The 20,846-nt window shown below is 68.2% G+C and carries 15 protein-coding genes and 1 pseudogene; 2 read left to right on the plus strand and 14 right to left on the minus strand.

The features are described from left to right. Positions 1 to 67: 67 nt before the first annotated feature. From AC5WS7_RS35510 to AC5WS7_RS35520, 3 genes are all read right to left on the minus strand, one after another. On the minus strand, positions 68 to 3,331 hold the full coding sequence (locus AC5WS7_RS35510) for an arabinosyltransferase domain-containing protein (RefSeq protein WP_495959034.1): 3,264 nt from the start codon (positions 3,329 to 3,331) through the stop codon (positions 68 to 70). Between the two features lie 149 nt (positions 3,332 to 3,480). Continuing rightward, on the minus strand, positions 3,481 to 3,990 hold the full coding sequence (locus tag AC5WS7_RS35515; protein ID WP_495959009.1) for a WKL family lipoprotein: 510 nt from the start codon (positions 3,988 to 3,990) through the stop codon (positions 3,481 to 3,483). A gap of 100 nt (positions 3,991 to 4,090) precedes the next feature. Further along, entirely contained in the window at positions 4,091 to 5,446 is a 1,356-nt protein-coding gene (locus AC5WS7_RS35520; RefSeq protein WP_495959035.1) for a DNA polymerase IV, read from the minus strand. Positions 5,447 to 5,692: 246 nt separating this feature from the next. Between AC5WS7_RS35520 and AC5WS7_RS35525 the strand changes: the two genes are divergently transcribed. Beyond that, positions 5,693 to 6,571, plus strand: coding sequence for a UTP--glucose-1-phosphate uridylyltransferase (locus AC5WS7_RS35525; RefSeq protein WP_495959010.1), 879 nt, complete (start codon positions 5,693 to 5,695; stop codon positions 6,569 to 6,571). 34 nt (positions 6,572 to 6,605) lie between these two features. Here the strand turns inward: AC5WS7_RS35525 and AC5WS7_RS35530 are convergent, their stop codons facing one another. The 4 genes from AC5WS7_RS35530 to pruA form a co-directional block, all read right to left on the minus strand. Beyond that, positions 6,606 to 7,223: a C40 family peptidase gene (locus AC5WS7_RS35530; RefSeq protein ID WP_495959011.1), complete on the minus strand. Its 618-nt coding sequence runs from the start codon at positions 7,221 to 7,223 to the stop codon at positions 6,606 to 6,608. Between the two features lie 360 nt (positions 7,224 to 7,583). After that, positions 7,584 to 8,954: an MFS transporter gene (locus AC5WS7_RS35535; protein ID WP_495959012.1), complete on the minus strand. Its 1,371-nt coding sequence runs from the start codon at positions 8,952 to 8,954 to the stop codon at positions 7,584 to 7,586. Between the two features lie 255 nt (positions 8,955 to 9,209). Next, entirely contained in the window at positions 9,210 to 10,274 is a 1,065-nt protein-coding gene (locus AC5WS7_RS35540; protein ID WP_495959013.1) for a proline dehydrogenase family protein, read from the minus strand. Continuing rightward, on the minus strand, positions 10,271 to 11,926 hold the full coding sequence (gene pruA / locus AC5WS7_RS35545; RefSeq protein ID WP_495959014.1) for an L-glutamate gamma-semialdehyde dehydrogenase: 1,656 nt from the start codon (positions 11,924 to 11,926) through the stop codon (positions 10,271 to 10,273). Before pruA ends, AC5WS7_RS35540 begins: the two co-directional genes overlap by 4 nt. An 88-nt stretch (positions 11,927 to 12,014) precedes the next feature. Here pruA and AC5WS7_RS35550 point away from each other — a divergent pair, with 88 nt between their 5' ends. Next, positions 12,015 to 13,682 (plus strand): PucR family transcriptional regulator, encoded by a 1,668-nt coding sequence (locus AC5WS7_RS35550; protein WP_495959015.1) that lies wholly within the window; start codon positions 12,015 to 12,017, stop codon positions 13,680 to 13,682. 17 nt (positions 13,683 to 13,699) lie between these two features. Here the strand turns inward: AC5WS7_RS35550 and AC5WS7_RS35555 are convergent, their stop codons facing one another. From AC5WS7_RS35555 to AC5WS7_RS35585, 7 genes and pseudogenes are all read right to left on the minus strand, one after another. Next, positions 13,700 to 13,834 carry a hypothetical protein gene (locus AC5WS7_RS35555; RefSeq protein ID WP_495959036.1) on the minus strand — a complete coding sequence of 45 codons (135 nt, stop codon included), beginning with the start codon at positions 13,832 to 13,834 and terminating at the stop codon, positions 13,700 to 13,702. Positions 13,835 to 14,079: 245 nt separating this feature from the next. Next, positions 14,080 to 14,262: pseudogene (locus AC5WS7_RS35560) on the minus strand (DNA polymerase III); the annotation flags it as partial. Between the two features lie 665 nt (positions 14,263 to 14,927). Beyond that, a complete protein-coding gene (gene ileS, locus AC5WS7_RS35565) occupies positions 14,928 to 18,104 on the minus strand; it encodes an isoleucine--tRNA ligase (protein ID WP_495959016.1) in 3,177 nt (1,058 codons plus the stop codon). A gap of 321 nt (positions 18,105 to 18,425) precedes the next feature. Then, a complete protein-coding gene (locus AC5WS7_RS35570; RefSeq protein WP_495959017.1) occupies positions 18,426 to 18,626 on the minus strand; it encodes a hypothetical protein in 201 nt (66 codons plus the stop codon). 105 nt (positions 18,627 to 18,731) lie between these two features. After that, on the minus strand, positions 18,732 to 19,568 hold the full coding sequence (gene wag31, locus AC5WS7_RS35575; RefSeq protein WP_495959018.1) for a DivIVA-like cell division protein Wag31: 837 nt from the start codon (positions 19,566 to 19,568) through the stop codon (positions 18,732 to 18,734). Between the two features lie 73 nt (positions 19,569 to 19,641). Then, positions 19,642 to 19,944, minus strand: coding sequence for a YggT family protein (locus AC5WS7_RS35580; protein ID WP_067675067.1), 303 nt, complete (start codon positions 19,942 to 19,944; stop codon positions 19,642 to 19,644). 124 nt (positions 19,945 to 20,068) lie between these two features. Further along, positions 20,069 to 20,845 (minus strand): cell division protein SepF, encoded by a 777-nt coding sequence (locus AC5WS7_RS35585; RefSeq protein WP_495959019.1) that lies wholly within the window; start codon positions 20,843 to 20,845, stop codon positions 20,069 to 20,071. Between the last annotated feature and the right edge of the window lies 1 nt (position 20,846).

The following is a 20,846-nucleotide window of genomic DNA, read 5'->3' on the forward strand; positions in this document are numbered from 1 at the left end:
ACGCGCCCGCGCGGGCCGGTTCGCCACATCGGCGACCGCCCGCGCGAGTGCGGCATCGAACCGGACCTCACCAGGCCGTATTGATGTGCCCGGGAGTCCACATGCCGGTGTGGGTGTCCTTGGTGACCGTCGGCGTGGCCGGGACCGCGGACGGGTCGATCGGCGTCAGCCGCTGCAACTCGCCCCAATCCTCGCGCCAGCCGTCCTTCAGATAGGTGGCCAGGGTGCTGGAGCGTTGCAACTGCTGGCTCCAGCCGAGCGGGCCGCCGCCATCGTGGCTCTCCCACAGGTTGGTATCGTGCGCACCGCCGCGATCGGGCAGGATGCGCCAGCCGGGGACCTGGGCGATGCCGTCCTTGTGGTCGTACGGACGCTGGCACGGGAACTGCAGGCCCACCGCCCAGTCCAGCAGCACCGGCTGCGAGGACCCGATCAGATCGTTCAGGGTGGTCGTGCGCGGCGCCCGCGGCGGGGTCAGCGCGATCCACTGGTTCGGATCGAGGCTGTGCACACTCGCAACCACGCGAATCACGTCGGCCTGTGCGGGAATCCGGTCCATCGGCACTCGCAGGTTGCGCCACGACGGCGCGGGCCCGATATCGATCGGTGTCAGCCGCCCGAGCGGATGCGCGCTCGTGGCCGAATCGCTCGTACCGTATTCCACCTCCACCGGTTCCCCTGGCGTGACCACGCCGTCCTTGTCGACCGAGCGGATCCGCCCGGCCGCGGCGATGGCGATGATGCCGCTGCGGTCGCCCGCGGCGGGCAGGCGGTACCAGCCGGTGGTCAGGTCCGACGGCCCGGTCTGCCCGGAGGTGCCCAGCTCGGGTGTGGTGGCCGAGTCGAGCCCGAAAGGCAGTGGCGCACCGCCGGTTTGAGTGCCCATGTCGCCACCGGGCTTGGCGTTGAAGGTATTCGTGCTGGCGATGCTGCTCGCCGCGGCGGCCCGGCCGTCCGGACTCAGGTCGCCGATCCCGTTCGGCACGAATCCGGTGGCGCCGTTCGCGAACGCGCGGAACGGGTTCCCCGACATCGGGCTCAGCAGCGAGGCGTTGGGATCCGGCTCGACCAGCACGTGGTCGGCCAGGCCGCACGGCTTGCCCAGCACCGCGTTCGCATTCGAGGCGGCCAGGGAGAAACCCGGGTACTGAGCCACCGCGCCCTTGGCGAAGGAGGCCACCTCGAACAGCACCAGGATCGCCGCCGCCACGGTCAGCGGGGGAACCTTCGCCAACTTCCAGGCCCGTGGCGAAATCCGATGCGGGATACCGGGTTCCGGCGCCCGCACATGCCACCACGCCGCGAGCAGCAGACACACCGCCGCGACCGCGACGAACACCTTCTCGATCAGGAAGCCGTGCACCGACGGCGACTTGTCGTTCCAGGGAATTCCGAAACTGGAGACGTACCACCACTGATTGATGCTGGTGAAAACCTGCGCCAGGATCAAAGCCACCACCGCGGCGAACAACGCCCGATTCCGCGGCGAGCGCAGCACCCGCGGGCCGACCGCCACAGCGGTGAGCGCCGCGACCGATCCGGCGAGTCCGGCGTACACGCCGTCGTGGTGGGTGAACTTCGTCGGCGACAGGGCCAGCAGCAGCATCGCGCCGAAGGTCAGGCCCAGCAGCCGCTTGGTCGGACCGGCGGTGGTGAACGGAATCCGTCCGCCCTTGCGCGACAATACGAATGCGCACACGAGCAGACCCAGCCACATCGCGACGATGCCGAAGCGGCGCCCGATCGACCCGTCGGCATTGGGCATGAACAGCCACTGGTAGCTCAGGTATTCGTCGTACCAGGGCGAGGCGGGCCCGGCGATCTGGTGCACCCGATTGGTTTCGAACATGTCCGACAGCGGCAGCACCGAGAAGGCCACCGCGACGATCAGCGTTCCGGCACCGGCCAGCGGCGCCAGCAGCGCGCCGTAGGCACGGATCCACGCCCAAGGCGTGACCTTTTCCCCGTCGCGGGCGCCGGCCAGTGCACGAGCCCGCGCCACCCCGAGACGCCACACCGGCCGCAGCCCGGCCAGCAGCGGCGCGAAACAGATCAGGCCCGACGGGTTCGCGGTGCACGCGAACGACGCGACGATGATCGCCAGGGCGTAGGGCAACAACCGCCGCACGGCGATGGACCGCTCCACCAGACACCAGGTGAGCAGAACACTCACCGCCACAACGGGTTCCGGACGCAAGCCGTTGTTGAACGGCAGCCAGACCGCCAGGAAGCCCAGCGCACCGGTCCAGCGCACCACGCGATCGCGCCGCACGGCCGCGCCGAAGCGCGGAATCACCTCCCGGCTGATCAGCAACCAGGACAGGATTCCGGCCAGCAGCGTCGGCAGCCGCATCCACGGACTCGCCGTGCTCAGCTCGGACATGCGCGCCAGCAGATCGAACCACGGTGTGCCGACCGGCGTTTCGGGCACGCCCCAATAGCGGAAGTAGTTGGCCATATAGCCCGACACCAGCGAGACCCGGGCCATTCCGAACTGATACCCGTCATCGGAGGTGGTCGACCCGATGAAGTACCAGATGCCCAACGTCGCGAAGACGACACCGTCCACCAGGCCGAACGTGCGCCACCGCTGGGCGAGCACCCGGCGGATCCGGCGTCCGTCCAGCGTGTCGAGCCGGTAGAGCGCCACCAGTGCGGCCAGCGTGCACACGATCGCCAGGATCGTCGCGGACCGCTTGAGCAAGGTCGGCTCGACCGAGAACCGGCTGTCCACCTGCGCGGTGACCCGCACGCCCGCGGTGGTCTTCAGATCGCTGAAGATCCCGACCAGCTGCGGGCGCCAATCACCGCTCAGAGTAACGGGATTCACCGTCGACCCGACGAGAGCCGCTGTGGCCGAAGACATGTCGGCGTGCACGGTGAAGGTGCAGTCACCCAGCCGGTTCAGCGGAACGCTCAGCAGCGATTGGTCGCGCAGCACCGCATCGAACTGCGCGGGCTGCCCGGCGTGGGCCGGATTCACCCGTGCGACAAAGCCGTAACGATTCAGATCGGGCGCACCGCCGGGGAGGGTCGAGCTGAGTACGCCCCCGTGGGCGGCCAACTGCCTTGTGGCGCCGCAGGGAATCGACGCATCGAACGTCAGCGGCGCGTAGCCGACCAGCGGCGCGGTGATACCGCGCGGCGAATCCTGTTGTGGCCAAGACACAATGGTGTGATCCACCCGTACCGGCAGCAGCGGTACGGCGATGGCGAACAACGCGCCGAGCAGACCTGCGATGAAGGCCACCGGCTTGGCCCACTGCCTGCCGGATCTCGCGGTGCTGCCGGGTTGCTCGGGGGCCGCGGGCGCCTCATCCGCCCGCACCATCGTGTCTGTCACGGAGGCAGATGTTAGCGTGACCGCTTCGTAACCGACGAAATCACTTCACGATTCTCAGTCTGCGCTTAGAATCCGCGCCCACCGACGACCGAGGCCGGCATCCGTGCGGATACCGGCCTCGAATCGGACGCCTCCGCTCAGCTGCAGGCGGGCGAGGTCTGGTTCAGGTTCTGCAGACCGGTGCACGCCCACTGCTTCTGCAGCTTCCACTTGCCGTCCTGCGCGACGAACGGCACGGTGGCCACGTTGTTCTGACCGCCGTTGACCGAGAAGTTCGCGTTCGCGGTCAGGGTGGGGCCGCCGAGATAGCTGACCGAGGTCACGGCGATCTTGGCGTTGTTCTGCTTGTAGGCCGTGATGAGCTTGTTGATCATCTCCGGGTCCTTCTGCAGCGCCGTCGTGCCGTCCTCCAGGTACTGCGTCTTCTGCGCGGAGGGCACGCTCGGGTCCAGCGTCTGGGACAGCTCCTGGTTCAGCTGCGCCACCGTGGGCACCGGGGGATAGTTGCTGCTGGTCGCCGCCGCAGCGGTCGTCGTCTTTGCCTTGGAGCTCGAGTGCTTGTCACCGCTACCGCAGGCCGACATGCCGAGCGCGGCCACCACGGCCAGTGCGGCAACCGCGACGCGTCCAGTCCTCTGAAGCTTCAATGCTCGTCCTTTACCTTCGAGTTGGTCTCTTGCGTGCTCTGTGACAACTACCACCACACCGGCGTGGTTGCACGAGTGGCCTCACGCTACCCGCAGACTTTCAAAGAAGACTAAGGAGCGGATCGGCCGGGCCGAGATCCGGATCGTCGGCGGCGAAGGTGCGCGCCGGACCCGGCCCGGTCGAGCGGGTCTCGAAACGCACCGTGACCCGGCCGTGCCCGCTGCCCTGCACCCAGCCGTGGCCGTGTGCGCGATGGGTCACATCGCGCCCGGGATAGAAATATTCGGTGGTGTACGAACGAGTCGCGGGCGGCACCGGCGCTTCGGCGGTGGCCGGAACATCGGCGGCCAGGGTGACCGTCGGCTCGGGTGCGACGAATTCGTCCAGTTCGGCGGTCTCGCGCGGCTCGGTCGCTTGATCCAACTCCGGGAAAAGCGACTCCTGCCGCACCGCGGACAGGCCGCCGAAACCGACGCCGACCAGGCGGATCGGCCCGATCCGGGCCGGGTCGAGCGCCGAACGCAGTGCGGCGGCGGTGAGCGTGGCCGGATCCTCGGTCGCGTACGGCAGCGTGAACGAGCGCGTCACGATGCTCATATCGGCCTTCTTGAGTTTGAGCACCACGGTTCGCGCGGCCCGGCCGTCGCGGATCAGGCGTCGGTGTGCGGCCGCGGCCATCTCCTCGATCGCCGGACGCAACTGCCCGAGGGTGGCGATATCGCTCTCGTAGGTGGTCTCGGCGCTGATCTGTTTGGCCTCGGCCCGCTCGGCGACCGGGCGGTCGTCCAGGCCGCGCGCGAGCCGGTGCAGCGCCGCGCCCACACTGCCGCCGAGCAGCGAGACCGCCTCCGACTCCGGCAGCGCCGCGAAGGCGCCGACCGTCTCGATACCGACCGACCGCAACCGGCTCTGCGCCACCGGCCCCACCCCCCACAGCTTGCGCACCGGCAGCGCGGCCAGCAGCTCCCCCTGCTCACGTGGCGAAATGACCCGCACGCCATCGGGTTTGGCCAGACCCGAGGCGATCTTGGCGAGCTGCTTACCGGTGCCCGCGCCGACCGAGGCGACGAGTCCGGTGCGCTCGCGGACCAGGGCCCGCAGCGACTCGCAGAACTCCCGTACCGCCCCCGCGCCGGTACCGGCGAGTTCGGCGGGCTCACCGAACGCCTCGTCGAAGGACAGCGTCTCGAGCACCGGGATACGGGAACGCAACGTCTCGAAGACCTGTCCGCTCACCTCGCCGTACACCACCCCGCGCGGCGGCACCACCACCGCGGTCACCCCGACCAGCCGCCGCGCCTGATGCATCGGCATCGCCGAGCGCGCCCCGAAAACCCGCGCCTCGTAACTGGCTCCGGCGACCACGCCGCGCGCACCGGTTCCGCCGACCAGGACCGGGCGCCCCCGCAGCGTGGGCCGGGTGAGCTGCTCGACCGAGGCGAAGAACGCATCCATATCGATGTGCAGCACCCAGCGCCGCGCGACCGGCTCGGAATCCGGCGTGCCCGCGAGATTGCTCGGCGATTCCTGCAACGATGCTGCCGGGCCGCCCCGCCCGCCGGGTATTCCGGCGACCCCGGAAGATACCGGTTGACCTGGCAAGAGCCGTGCCATAGCCGGATCGGGGTCGGGGGTCATACCCGGAAATCTACGCGCGGCTACCGACATGTTCGGGCGTGCGGAGTATGTGATGATCGAACAATGACTATCCGCAAGGCCGTGATCCCCGCCGCCGGCATCGGCTCGCGCCTGTTGCCGCTGACGAAGGCGATCCCCAAGGAGATGCTCCCGGTCGGCGACAAGCCGGTGATCGAACACACCGTGCGTGAGCTGGTGGCTTCCGGTATCACCGATATCACCATCGTGGTGAGTGCCGGAAAGTCGTTGATACAGGACCACTTTCGCCCCAACGCGGCATTGGTGGCCCAGTTGCGCGCCGACGGCAAGTCCGCCTACGCGGACGCGGTGGAGGAGGTCGGCGAGTTGGGCCGCCTCGGCCACATCACCTATCTGGACCAGCACGGGCCCTACGGCAACGGCACCCCGGTGCTGAACGCCGCCCGCAATCTGGGTGAGGAGCCGATGCTGGTGCTGTGGCCCGACGACGTGTTCGTGGCCGAGGTGCCCCGCGCTCAGCAGTTGATCGACGCCTACAACAAGACCAAATCCCCGGTCCTGGCGCTGATGCCGATGGAAGCGGGAGATTCGGTCCGCTACGGCGTTCCGGTGGTCGAGGAGACCTTCGACAACGGGCTGATGCGCATCACCGGACTGGTGGAGAAGCCCAAACCCGAGGACGCGCCGTCGGCGTTCGCCGCCGTCGGCGGGTACGTGGTCACCCCGGGCATCATCGAGGAGCTCGACAAGCAGGTGGCGGAGTGGTACACGCACCGCACCGGCGAGGTGTACCTCACCGATGCGATCAACGCCTTCGCCGGCGCGAATGCCGCCTACGGCCAGGTGATTCGCGGCCGCTGGTACGACACCGGCAATCCCGCGGACTACCTCACCGCCCAGTTCGCCACCGCGCTGAACCACCCGCAGTACGGCCCGCTGCTGCGTCAGCTCGTCACCGAGTGAGGGCGGCGGGCCCGGCCACCCGCCGCTCACCGACTCAGAAGAATCGCCGGATCGCGTAGATCTTGAACTGGCTCAACGGCGAGTACACCACGCCGACGCCGTAGTCGTAGGCGTTCAGCACGGCGCCGTTGCCGACGTAGAGGCCCTCGTGAGAGCCGTCGGCGTTGAGCACGACGACATCGCCCGGCTGAATCGCCGCGAGCGGCACCGGGCTGCCCGCGCGCGCCTGTTGCCAGGTCGTGCGGGGCAGGAAGATGCCGACCCAGCGGTACGCCCACTGCACCAGGCCCGAGCAGTCGTAGGCGTTCGGGCCGGTCGCGCCCCACTGGTACGGCTTACCGGCCTGGGACTTGGCGAATGCCAGCGCCGCCATCGCCCGCGGGCTGGCCAGCGGCAGATTCGCCGAACCACTGGCGCTGCCGGAGCCCGAGCCGGTCCCGGAACCGGACGAGGCGCTGCCCGTTCCGCCCGCGACCGGGTCCGAGGCGCTGCCGGTTTCGGAGCTGCCGCTGTTCGCGACGATGGGTATGCCCGTATCCGCGCCGGCTACCCCGGCCGGAACGGTCTCGGTTACCGCGCCCGCGACCAGCAATCCCATCAATGCGCTGGTCAGCAGGCGGTTGAATCTGCCACGCGTTGCCTTACTTGTCATGGTCTCGCCCTTCGGTGTGCAGACACCACCGAGGCCAGTGCCCCGGCGACCGATCGGCACAGACGAAGAGCTGTCGGATGACCGCTTCCCCACGGGCATCTCGGCCGGGACCACGTGCCTGGCAGTGCATGGTTCTCAGCTGGGGGTCGAACAGGAGAAGATCGGGTGGAACACGAAGCTCAACTAGAGCATCAAGGTTGCCCTGACATAGCTGTTGTACCGTATGTCCCATCCATCACACAAGGTCTCCCTCGTAACGACCTTCGGCGTTTTCGATCCGAAACGGTTTCAGCTGCGGAAATGCGGGTACCAGCCAACGACTCGTCCGCATACGAAGGTCCGAATGGAAGTTCGCTGGGATTACACTTCGCTCAGGTTCCGGTGCCGCGTCTCGGGCAATGCCAGCAACGACAGCAACGAGATCACCGCCATGGCGGCCATGAAGAAGCCGACGGCGGTAGTGCCGTGCGTCTGGCCGAGCTGCGCGACGATCAGCGGAGCCGCACCACCGCCCAGCACCCCACCGAGGTTGTAGGCGATCCCGGCACCGGAATACCGCACATCGGTGCCGAACAGTTCGGGCAGGTAGGCGCCCAGCGGTCCCCACCCGATACCCATGCACAGCAGCGCACCGGACAGGCTGATCGCGATGAGGATGGGATTGCGCGTGTTCAGCAGCGGGAACATCACCAGACTCCACACCAGGCTGAAGACCGCACCGCCCAGCAGCAACCTGCGCCGTCCGAGCAGATCGGACTGCCGGGCCACCGCGAACGTGGCCACGCCGAGCGCCGTGACCGCGATCAACGTCAGGCCGAGCATCGTATTGCGCGGTATGCCAAGGGTTTTCGTGGTGTAGGTAAGGCAGTAGGTGGAGGCGGTATAGAACATCACGTACACCACCACGATGGCGCCCGCGCCCAGCAGCAGCTGTTTCGGATATCGCCGGATCACCTCGAGCGTCGGCACCCGCACCGCATGCTCGGTCGCCAGGAACTTGGCGAACGCCGGAGTCTCGGCCACCCGCAATCGAATTCGCAGCCCGACCGCCACCAGCACGAAGGACAGCAGGAACGGCACCCGCCAGCCCCAGGATTCGAACGCGCCCTTCGGAAGCCATTCCGACAGTGCCCAATACACCGAGGTCGCGGCGAAGAAGCCGATGGGTGAGCCCATCTGGGGAGCTGCGGCGTACAGCCCGCGCCGTCCCTTCGGCGCGTACTCGGTGGAAAGCAGTGCGGCGCCGCCCCATTCGCCACCGAGGCCGATTCCCTGCAGCACCCGCAGCACGACCAGCAGGATCGGCGCCGCCACGCCGATGCCGGAATATCCGGGCAGCAGTCCGACACAGGCCGTGGACAGGCCCATCAGCAGGAGCGAGACCACCAGCGTGGCCTTGCGGCCGATGCGATCCCCGAAGTGCCCGAACACGATCGCACCCACCGGCCGGGCGATGAATCCGATGGCGAAGGTGGCCAACGAGGCCAGCGTGCCCGCGACCGGTGAGAGTGCGGGGAAGAACAACTTGTTCAGCACCAGCGCCGCGGCGGTGCCGTAGATGTAGTAGTCGTAGAACTCGATCGCGGTGCCGATGAAGCTGGCGATCGCGATGGTCCGGCCCGAACCCGCCGGAGCGGCTCCCGGAGAATCGGCCTGCGGCGCGGCGGATGGAACAGCGGGAGCTGCGCTCTCGCCGGACGGCCGCGAGGCGGCGGGCGCTGGATCGGTCACGGTCTTCCCTCATCACATCGGTCGAACCGCGTCATGGTACGCGAACGCCCCGGAGCAGCCGGAATGCGGTTGGGTGCGCCGCTCGGGGGTGCGACCAGTTGGCGTCACTAGGGGAAACACCCGCCGAGCGGCATTACACTTCCCCGCCGATCGGACCGGGGAAGACCTTCGAGGCCGCCGGTTCGGCTCCCCCCTCATGGGAGCCGACCCAGCGTTCCTTACCTCGACATGAACTGTATCACCATATGCCATCTTTTAGTGGTACATACCACCATTTAACGGTCCAGTAATATTGCCGCGAGCCTCCGGCATGGCGGAACGCAGGAAGAACAGCAGATTCGCCGGCCGCTCGGCCAGCCTGCGGACGAAGTACCCGTACCACTGATCGCCGAACGGGACGTACACCCGCACATGCTGTCCGAGCCCGGTCAGCCGCTCCTGTTCGGCGGGGCGGATTCCGTACAACATCTGGAACTCGAAGTCCGCGCACCCGCGCGAGGCGGCCGTCGCCAGCAGCGCGGCGGCCTCGATCAGCGCCGGATCGTGCGTGGCGACCATGGGATATCCCTTGCCCCGCATGAGGATACGCAGACAGCGCAGATAGGACGCGTCGACCTCGCGCTTGCGCCGGAAGGCCACCGGCCCGGGCTCGTCGTAAGCCCCTTTGCAGAGCCGGATCCGGGCGCCCTCGCGCGCGAACGCCTCGCAGTCGGCCTCGGTCCGGCGCAGATAGGCCTGCAGTACGGTGCCCACCGTCTCGGGATGTTCGTGCCGCAGCGCGCGCACGATAGCGAGCCGGGAATCGGTGGCGGCATGGTCCTCGGCGTCCACCGTCATCCAGATCCCCGCTGCCGCAGCGGCTTCGGCGATGGTGCGGGCGTTGCGCAGCGCCACGGCGTGGCCGTCGTCGCCGAGCGCCTGCCCCAGTGCGGACAGTTTCACCGAAATCTCCAGCGGCCTCGGCATATCCGCACTGCCCCGCGGAAGTTGCGCCAGCGCGTCGAGCAGCAGCACGTACTCCCGCACGACCTGCTCGGCCCGTCCGGGATCGACGGTGTCCTCGCCGAGATAGTCGATCGTGACGAAGCGGTTCTGCCGCAACAGCTCTCGCACCGTCTCCAGCGCCGCATCCCGGGACTCGCCCGCGACGAACCGGTCCACGATCCGCTTGGTGACCGGCATCCGGGTGATCCCCCACTCGGCGCGGGCCGACCGGGCCGCGGCCAGCAGGACGGGCCGCAGGGGATTGCCGAACGCCAGCGAGGTGTGCTGCGCCCCGGGACTCGCGGCGTCGGCGGATCGGGTGAACAGGGTATTCATCTCGATTCCTCGGATTCGGCGGCCTGGTGCGGATATTCGTGTGTCGTGGCGGGAACGAAGGTCTCCTTCAGCGAGCGCGGCGACGCCCACCGCAACAGGTTGAGCGCGGAGCCGGCCTTGTCGTCCGTTCCCGAGGCGCGCGCCCCGCCGAACGGCTGCTGGCCGACCACGGCGCCGGTCGGCTTGTCGTTGACGTAGAAGTTCCCGGCCGTGAAACGCAATGCGGCACCGGCCTTTTCGATCGCACGCCGATCCTGGGCGATGACCGCTCCGGTCAGCGCGTACGGCGAACCCGAATCGACCAGATCCAGTACGTCCTCGAACGCGCCGGGACGCGTGTCGTCGTAGACGTGCACCGCCAGGATCGGGCCGAAATACTCGGTGCGGAACGCCTCGTCAGCCGGGTCGTCGCCGAGCAACAGGGTCGGTGCGACGAAGTAGCCGACGCTGTCGTCACAGGTACCGCCCGCCGCGACGGTCAGGCTCGGGGTCGACTTCGCCCGATCCAGCACGCCCGCGAGCCGGTCGAACGCCCGCCGATCGATCACCGCGCCACCGAAGTTCGCGAAATCGGTGACGTCGCCGTAGCGCAGCGCGCTCACCTTGTCGATCAGCTCCGCCCCCATCCGCGCCCATACCGAACGGGGCACGAATGCCCGTGCGGCCGCCGAGCACTTCTGCCCCTGGTACTCGAACGCGCCGCGGATCAGCGCCGTGGTCAGCACATCCGGATCGGCCGAGGAATGCGCGAGCACGAAATCCTTGCCGCCGGTCTCGCCGACCAGTCGCGGGTAGCCGCGATAGCGATCGATCCGGCTGCCCACCTCCCGCCACAGATGCTGGAAGGTACGCGTGGATCCGGTGAAATGGATGCCCGCCAGGCGGGAGTCGGCCAGCAGCACATCGGATATCTCGGGCCCGTACCCGTGCACCAGGTTGATCACACCGGGCGGCAGTCCGGCCGCCTCGAGCAGCCGCATCGTGTGATAGGCCGCCACGGCCTGGGTCGGCGAGGGCTTCCAGATCACGGTATTACCCATCAGCGCGGGGGCGGTGGGCAGGTTGCCCGCGATCGCGCTGAAGTTGAACGGGGTGATCGCGTAGACGAAGCCCTCCAGCGGGCGGTAGTCGGTACGGTTCCACACCCCGGGCGAGGAGGCCGGCTGACCGGCCAGGATCTCCCGGGCGAAATGCACGTTGAAGCGCCAGAAGTCGACCAGCTCACACGGGGCGTCGATCTCGGCCTGGTAGCAGGTCTTGGATTGACCGAGCATCGTCGCCGCCGCGATATGTTCGCGCCAGGGACCGGCGAGCAGGTCGGCCGCGCGCAGGAAGACCGCGGCGCGTTCGTCGAAAGGCATTGCGCGCCAATCGGATGCGGCATCGGTCGCGGCGGCCACCGCATCATGCGCCTCGGCCGCCTCGGCCAGGTGCAGTGTGCCCAGCACCGCCGCGTGCCGGTGCGGCTGAACCACATTCACCGCGGCTCCGGTACCGGCGCGGTGCCTGCCGTCGATCACGTGGCAGATCTCGGTGGGATTCGCGGCCAGCTCGTTCAGGGCGGCGCGCAGACGGGTGCGCTCGGGGGTGCCGGGCGCATAGGAGTGCACGGGTTCGTTGGTCGGTGCGGGGACCGTGGTGATCGCGTCCATAGCTGGAAATAAACACCGGAAGGACCGACTCTCCGTTGTCCGATCGGACGAATTGCCAGATACTTTTTGGTCGGATTGAATGAAGAGTGTGAACCAGCTCATACCACTGCCCGAACTGTTGTCGGCGCTGACCAGCTCGGTTGTCACGCTGGTGGACGCGCCCGAGGGCGAGGATGTGGTCATCGGGTCGGTGGCCTTCCTGGACCCGGACGATCCGGGCCCGGAAACAACGCCCGCCCAGCGCCTGCCGGAGCTGTATCTGCAGGTCGGCGTCTCGAACACGGATGCGGCGCACTGGCTGCGCGAACTCGCCCGGCACTGTCCGGCGCGGTATCGCCCGCGCGTGGTGTTCTCCAAGGGCGCCGAGGAGCTGCGCGAGGCCGCTTCCGAGGCGGGGCTCGCGCTGGTGGCGGTGCATCCGCACGCGCGCTGGGAGATGGTGCACGCGCTCGTCGGGCGGCTGATCGGACAGGGCGGCGGACCGCTGGCCGCGACGTCGGCTCCCGCGCTGGACACCGATCTGTTCGGACTCGCGGCATCGGTGGCCGAGTCCACGCACGGGCTGGTCACCATCGAGGACGACCAGTCCCGAGTGCTGGCCTATTCGGCGGACAGCAGCGCCTGCGCCGACGCGGTGCGGCGGCTGTCGGTGCTGGGCCGGCAGGGGCCGCCGGGATATCTGCACTGGCTCCAACGCGAGGGCATCTTCGATCGGCTGCGCAATACCGGTGACACCGTGGAGGTTCCGGCGCAGCGGGAATGGGAGACCAAGCGCCGCATCGCCATCGGCATTCGAGAGCCGGGCGCGCCGGGTATCCGGCCGCGCACGGTACTGGGCACGATCTGGGTGCAGGAGGGCGCGGAGCCGCTGCGGTCGGACAGTCCGCGGGTGTTGCGCGGCGCGGCTGCCATTGCCGCCCGGGTCATCTGGCGCACCCGGCACGCACCCACCACCGATGCGCTACTGGTTCAGCGTCTGCTCGGTGCGCACGGCGGCGACGTCGACGTGTCCGCGTTCGCCGAGACGTTCGGCGTCGCGGTGGCCGGGCACGCGGCCGTCGTCGGTTTCGCCCGGCACGCCGACGAGCAGGAGCACACCCAGCGCGCGCTGGAGGCCGTGCACCGCGGCGCGGCGGCACTTCGGCTGCACGCCAGCGCCTTTCGGCAGGACTGTGTCACCACGGTGATCGGCGAACGACTGTATGTGCTATTCCCCGAACACCATTCGGCCGATCGGGTGACGTCGTGGACCAGACAGGTGATCGAGCAGCTCGCCGAGCGATCCGGGCTGCGCCTGCGCGCGGCCATCGCCTCCCCCGTGGACGGACTCGCCGACGCTGCCCGCGCCCGCGCCGAGGTCGACCGGGTCCTGGACCGGACCGCCGATCTGCCCGGCGCGGATGCGGTCACCACCCTGGCCGGCTCGCGCACGACGGTCCTGCTCGCCGAGATCCTCACCCTGATCGCCGATCAGCCCCAGCTGCGCGATCCGCGGCTGGACACGCTGATGGAGTACGACGCGAAGTACTCCGCCGATCTGCTCGCGAGCCTGGACGCCTACCTGACCCGCCGTGGCGATTTCCGCACGGCCGCAACGGATCTCAGCATCCATCCCAACACGCTGCGCTACCGCGTCCGCCGAGCCACCCAATTGCTGGGCCTGGACCTGGACTCGGCCCCCGACCGGCTTCTGCTCGAGATCCAGCTCGCGGTGCACCGGTGGTCCGGCGCGTCCCCGGCCGGAATACGGGACTGAGCCGCCGGCGAACGCGGTCATCCGCCGCTCGCCGGCCACCGCCGGCGCCGGGACATATCGATGATGAGCGCGGCGATATTCCACGCGTCGTCATCGCCACGGTGATGCGTGCCCTCCAGCGGCAGACCCGCGACCCGCAACGCCGCATCCATCCCGAACGCTCTGTGGTATCACGAGATTCGGAGAACGCCCGCTTGGCGTTGGTATGCCGGTCACCGAACGGATACGCCACACCGCTCGCGGCACACTGCCGTTCGAACTGCCTGCGGTCGTAATCTCCCCAACTCGCCCACGGCCGCTCCGCAGCGCGATGGCGCGATCCCAGCAGCGCACAGGCGGTCGCGAAATCGACCCCCTGCGCAACCTGTTCCGCCGTGAGTGTGGTGAGCCGCGTACAGAATTCACTCACCGAGGACCGCTCGGGCCGCACCAGGATGCTGTCCCGCCCCACTCGTTCGAGCGTCCCCAGATCCAGTACGCACACCCCGATCTCGATGATCTCGTTCGGCTGCCCGCCGGGACTCGCTCCCGCCCAGCACGTGGCCTCCACATCCACGACATTGAGCAGCCGATCGTCCATACCCGCAGGCTACTCATCTCCATGCGCGCCGACCAGCGGTTTTCCGACGAACCGAGTACCCGCGTTCCGCGTGATCCTGTTTCGGACGTCCCGTCGCCCGCCACCGACTCCCTCGCCCGGCCCGCTCGAGACCGCGCCGGATGAGCACCACGACACCGAAACCGCCCCAAGCCGCCGGGTAGCTCCCACGCACACATGCGGACCACGACACCGAAACCGCCCGCTCGAGACGTCCGCCGCCTCGATGGACCGCCGCATCGGCCGGCCTCGCCCCACCGACTCGGCCGAGTGGTCGTATCCGCACGGCGGCTTCACAATTCGACCGACGCGGATGCCGGTGCCCGCAGCGACGAAATCTCTCCATCACAAGACTGCCGGCACCAGCTGTATCGGCACCGGCAGCGCGAACAACCGCCTGAACCCGTGAGCGGTCGACGCGGCCGGAGCACGGACCGACCGAGCGCGCTCGGCATGCCGCAGTGGGCGTGGACCCACGGCTGCCGGGCATTTCGTGCCGACACGACGCGACGATGCCGAGAGCGCCCATTCGGAGGCGTACCGCCGCACCGAAGGGGATCGGTCGCATGTTGGCGACGACACCGCAACCCGCTGCGCCCGTAAGGATCTCAGGACCCCTACGGACGCACCGGCCCCGGTCGCGGCGCTCAGGCCTTGGTGACCGACACCCGGACTCCGCCGACGACCTCGGCGGCGTCGGGACCCGCCTCTCCGAAAGTGAGTGTGGTGGCGAGGATTTCACCGGCGATCAGGTCGCGGTGGGTCCGGGCCCAGGCGGCGTGGTCGGCGGGAACCTCGAGGACGACGGTAATGCGGTCCGAGACGTCCAGGCCCAGCGATTTGCGGGTTTCCTGCAGATCGCGGATGAGGTCGCGGGCCCAGCCCTCGGCCTCCAGTTCCTCGGTGACCTCCGAATTCAGCACCACCAGACCCGCATTGCCGGGCAGGGCGGCGGTGGATTCGGGCTCGGCGGCGACCAGGCGCTGGGTGTACTCCTCGGGGAGCAGCTCCACACCGGCGGCGGTGACCACTCCGCTTTCGTCCTCGGACCAGTCACCGGCCTTGACCGCCTTGATCACCGTCTGCACCTGCTTGCCCAGGCGCGGACCGGCGGCGCGAGCGTTGACCACGAGTTCGAACCGGCCGTGCGCGGCGACGTCGGCGGTCAGGTCGACCCGCTTGACGTTCACCTCGTCGGCGACGATATCGGTGAACGGCCGCAGCCGCTCCGCGTCCGCGGCCGCGATGGTCAACTCGGACAGCGGCAGCCGCACCCGCAGGTTCTGCGCCTTGCGCAGGCTCAGCACCGTCGAACACACCGTCCGCACCTCGTCCATCGCCGAGACCAGCTCGGCATCCGCGGGCAGATCCCCGGCCTCGGGCCAGTCGGTCAGATGCACCGAGCGGCCGCCGGTCAGGCCGCGCCAGATCACCTCGGACACCAGCGGCAGCAGCGGGGCGGCCAGGCGAGTGGTCACCTCGAGCACCGTGTGCAGCGTGTCGATGGCGTCGTTGTCCTCTTCCCAGAACCGCGAACGCGAGCGGCGCACATACCAGTTGGTGAGCGCGTCGGCGAAGGCGCGCAACTCGTCACAAGCCCCGGCGATGTCGTAGACGTCCAGCGCCTCGGTGATCACGTCGCGGGTGCGCGCCAACTTGGCCAGGATGTACCGATCCAGCACGTGCGGCGAATCGGTGCGCCAGGCGCCCGGCTTGGAGGCGTACAGCTGCAGGAACGTCCAGGCGTTCCACAGCGGCCGCAGCGCATGGCTCACGCCCTCGCGGATGCCGCGCTCGGTGACGATGAGATTGCCGCCGCGCAGGATCGGCGAACTCATCAGGAACCAGCGCATGGCATCGGAGCCGTCGCGGTCGAACACCTCGTTGACGTTCGGGTAGTTTCCCTTGGACTTGGACATCTTCAGGCCGTCGTCGCCCAGCACGATGCCGTGCGCGGCAACGGTTTTGAACGCCGGCCGGTCGAACAGCGCGGTCGCGAGCACGTGCATCTGGTAGAACCAGCCGCGGGTCTGACCGATGTACTCGACGATGAAGTCGGCCGGGTTGTGGCCCAGCTCACCGGCCGTGCCGTCGAACCATTCCTTGTTCTCGAACGGGTAGTGCACCTGCGCGAACGGCATCGATCCGGAGTCGAACCAGCAGTCCAGCACCTCCGGCACCCGGCGCATCGTGGACTTGCCGGTCGGGTCGTCCGGATTGGGCCGGGTCAGCTGGTCGATGCCGGGCCGGTGCAGATCATCCGGGCGCACGCCGAAGTCCCGCTCGAGTTCGTCCAGCGAACCGTAGACGTCGATGCGCGGATAGGCCGGATCGTCCGACAGCCACACCGGGATCGGGCTGCCCCAGTAGCGGTTCCGGCTGATGTTCCAGTCCCGGGCGCCCTCGAGCCACTTACCGAACTGCCCGTCGCGGATGTGCTCGGGCACCCAGGTGATCTGCTGATTCAGCTCCACCATCCGGTCCCGGAATTCGGTCACCGCGACGAACCAGGACGGCACCGCCATGTAGATCAGCGGCTGCCCGGAGCGCCAGCTGTGCGGGTAGGAGTGCTCGATCGTCTCGTGCCGCAGCAGCTTTCCGGACGCCTTGAGATCCTTGATGATCACCGGGTTGGCGTCGAACACCATCATGCCCTCGTACGGCGGCACCATCGAGGTGAACCGCCCGCCCGGATCCAGCGGCTGGACCAGCTCGATCCCGTGCGCGGAGGCCACGTCCATATCCTCCTCACCGAACGCGGGCGCGAGATGCACGATCCCGGTACCGGATTCGGTGGTGACGTAGTCCGCGTTCAGCACGCGGTGCGCGTTCGGATGGCCGAGGAAGAAGTCGAACGGCGGGTCGTACCGCAGATCGGCCAGGGCCGCGCCCGCGTACTCGCCGAGCACCTCGGGTTCCTCGCCGAATTCGCGGGCATACTGCGAGACCCGTTCGGCGGCCAGCAGATAACGCTTCCCGTGCTGCCCGCGCACCTGGACGTAGGTCACGTCCGGGTGGACCGCGATCGCCAGGTTGGACGGCAGTGTCCAGGGGGTGGTGGTCCAGATCAGCGCGTTGGCGCCGTCCAGATCGTGCAGCGGGTGGTCCGCGGGCACTCGCAGCGGCATGTCCACCGTGACCGCCGGGTCCTGACGCATCTTGTACGCGTCGTCGAGCCGGGTCTCCTGATTGGACAGCGGTGTCTGCTCGTACCAGCTGTAGGGCAGCACCCGGAATCCCTGGTACACCAGCCCCTTGTCGTACAAGGTTTTGAATGCCCACATCACCGACTCCATGAAGTCGAGATCCAGGGTTTTGTAGTCGTTGTCGAAATCGACCCACCGTGCCTGACGGGTCACATAATCGCGCCACTCACCGGTGTAGCGAAGCACGGAGGATTTGACCGCGGTATTGAATTCCGCGAGGCCCATCCGTTCGATCTGTGATTTATCCGTGATACCGAGCTGCTTCTCCGCCTCGAGTTCCGCGGGCAGCCCGTGGCAGTCCCAGCCGAATCGCCGATCGACCTTCTTACCGCGCATGGTCTGAAAACGCGGGATCAAATCCTTGACGTATCCGGTCAGCAGATGGCCGTAGTGTGGCAAACCGTTGGCGAACGGCGGGCCGTCGTAGAAGACGAACTCCGCACTGCCCGAACGGTTGTCGATGCTGGCGCGGAAGGTGTCGTCGGCGGCCCAGTAGTCCAGGACGCGCTGCTCCAGCTCCGGGAAGGAAACCTGTCCCCCGGCGCCCAGATCGACGCGCGGATAGGTGTCCCGGACATCGCTGGGCTCTGCCTTGCGGGAAGTTGTCTCGTCCGCCATGTCGGGACGTCTCTCCTCGTGCCGTATGCGCCGTGGCGCAGTCGTGGGCACGGGGACGAATATCGGCGCCGGTGCGCCGAAACCGCGGTACCACCCCGCTTGCCCGGCGTGAGGGCGATAACGCCGGACCTCTCGTTGCGAGCTGTGACGGGCTCACCCGTTCGGTTCTACTGGGCGTCGCGGCTCGAGGCCGCGCGGCCGTTCTTCCGAAGGCTCCCCGGTGATTGCCGGATCAGTGCCGTAGTTACAGGTTTGATTGTAGCCACTACGGTCAAAACTATTTCCGACCGCGGTTGGGTTCGCATCGAGCGGCTACGGTGCTCACCGTTTCACGTGCCGGCCGGGACGCGTCTGGGTGTCATCGTCGGACTCGCGCATCGACAGGGCACTCACCAGCAGCAGAACCGCGCCGATGACGCACACGACGATGCATCCCCAGGCCCACACCACCGAGCCGGTGGTCAGTGCGGCGACCAGGAGGCCGAATCCGATAGCCGCGAGAACAAGTGTCAGGACGAGCATGGTCACCCCCTAGGCGGGCCTACTGGCTCGACGAACTTCCGACCACGACCGCGGCTGCGCGTACCGAACCCGAGTTGCCGGGAGCGCCGGGCAGCCGAAGCGAAATTACTTGCCGCCCTTGGCGAATGACGCAGAGGCGTGGCTGTTGTTGGCGCCATCGAAGGCCTCACCACCATCGACGGGTACCGCCGAACCGCGGTTCTCGAGTTCCTCGAGCTGCGACTCCAGATAGGACTTCAACCGCACCCGGTACTCGCGCTCGAACGTCTTGAGCTGCTCGATGCGGCTCTCCAGTACGCTGCGCTGCTGGGTGATGGTGGCCATGATCTCGGTGTGCTTGCGCTCGGCGTCGGCCTGCAGGGCGTCGGCCTTCTCCTTGGCCTGGCGCAACTGGTTGTCCGAACGGCTCTGCGCGTCGGACAGCAGGGACTCGGCCTTCTGCCGGGCCTCGGCGACCATGCCGTCGGAGCGCGTGCGGGCCTCGGTGACCAGTCGCTCGGAATTCGCTCGGGCGTTGGACAGCAGCGTCTCGGCCTCGGCCTTGGCATCGGTGGTGAGCCGGTCGGCCATCTCCTGGGCCAGGCTCAGGACCTTGGCGGCCTGCAGGTTGGCGTCCGCGGCGCTCGGGTCCTTCATCGCGGCGGGCGCGGCGATCGGCATCGGGGCCGACGGCGGCACCGGAGCGGGCTTGGGCGGTTCGGGCTGCGGCGGAGCCGGTTTCACCGCTTGCGGCATCGGGCGGGGGGCCGCCTTCGCGTCGGACAGCTCGGCATCCAGCTCGGCAACCCGCTGGCGCAGATCCGCATTCTCCTCGATCAGACGTGAGAGCTCCTGCTCGACCAGATCGAGGAAGGCATCGACCTCGTCCTCGTTGTAGCCGCGCTTCCCGATCGGCGGTTTGCTGAACGCGACGTTGTGCACATCGGCTGGGGTCAGCGGCATGGAAGGATCCCTTCACGCTTCGTACGGAGGTCTAGCGGTAGATCTTGCAAGCTATTCTTCACGACCCATTCTGTCACACCGGCGCGTGCGCCTGCCCGAGCCCGCCCGTGACCGTCATCAAGATGAACACGATGAATATCAACACCATAATCGACAGATCCAGTCGAATTCCCCCCAAGTTGACCGGGGGTATCAACCGCCTCAGCAGTTTCACCGGCGGATCGGTGATCGTGAAGATCACCTCGAGCACGATGGCGACCGCACCGCGCGGATGCCAGTCCCGAGCGATGCTACGGATGAACTCGACGATGATCCGGCTGATGAGCAGCAACCAGAAGACGAACAGCAGGTAGTTCAACACACTGAACAGGGCCACCCGCCCACTCTGCCTCAGATTCGGTGTCCTGCAAACTCCCCGCGCCGTCTCGGGACGGCGCGGCATCCCCCGCGCGTCGCGCGCCGGCCCGAAGACGGCCGCGGCACGACGTCCGTTTCGAACGTTATTTCTGGTTGTAGAAGCCGGTTTCGGCGATGCGGCGGCGCTCCTCGGCCGATACGTCCACATCGGCCGGTGAGAGCAGGAACACCTTGGTTGCGACCTTGTCGAACGAGCCGCGCAGCGCGAACGCCAGGCCCGCGGCGAAGTCGACCAGACGCCGCGCGTCGGCGTTGCTCATCTCCACCAGGTCCATGATCACCGGAGTGCCGTCACGGAACCGCTCGCCGATGATGGCCGCCTCGGTGAAGGTGCGCGGCCGCAGCGTCGTGATCTTGGACAACGGGCCTCCGTCCTCGAAGACCGGCGAGCGGCGCGGAGCCGGCTCGAAACGGGCCCGCTCCTCCAGCCGCCGCTCTTCCATCCTGCGCTCGACCTCCGGGTCGACCGCCAGCGCGCCGTGCGTGGTACCGCGGATCATCGACGGCCCGCCGCCGAGGCCGCGCGAGCGCCCCGATGGCGCGGACTCGATCCGGGTGGGCCGACGAGTCGGCTCGTAACGGTCGTCGGAATACGCGTCGTCGGCGAACTCGCTGCGGCGGGACACGGTGTACCCCGGCTGATACGGCGCCTTGTACGCGGGCTCCGGATAGCTCGGCTCGGGCTCGTAGCGGTCGTCGTCGAAACGCGAACGCCCGGCGCCCTCGTAGCGCGGCTCGGCGAATTCCCGTGGCCGGCGCGCGGGCCGATCATCCATCCCCCGCGGCCCGCGGTCGTCGACATAGTCGTCCTCGTACTCCTCGAGCGGAACCATGCCGAAGTAAGCCTTGAACCTGTGCAGC

It is taken from the genome of Nocardia sp. PLKS1-43 (assembly GCF_059510335.1).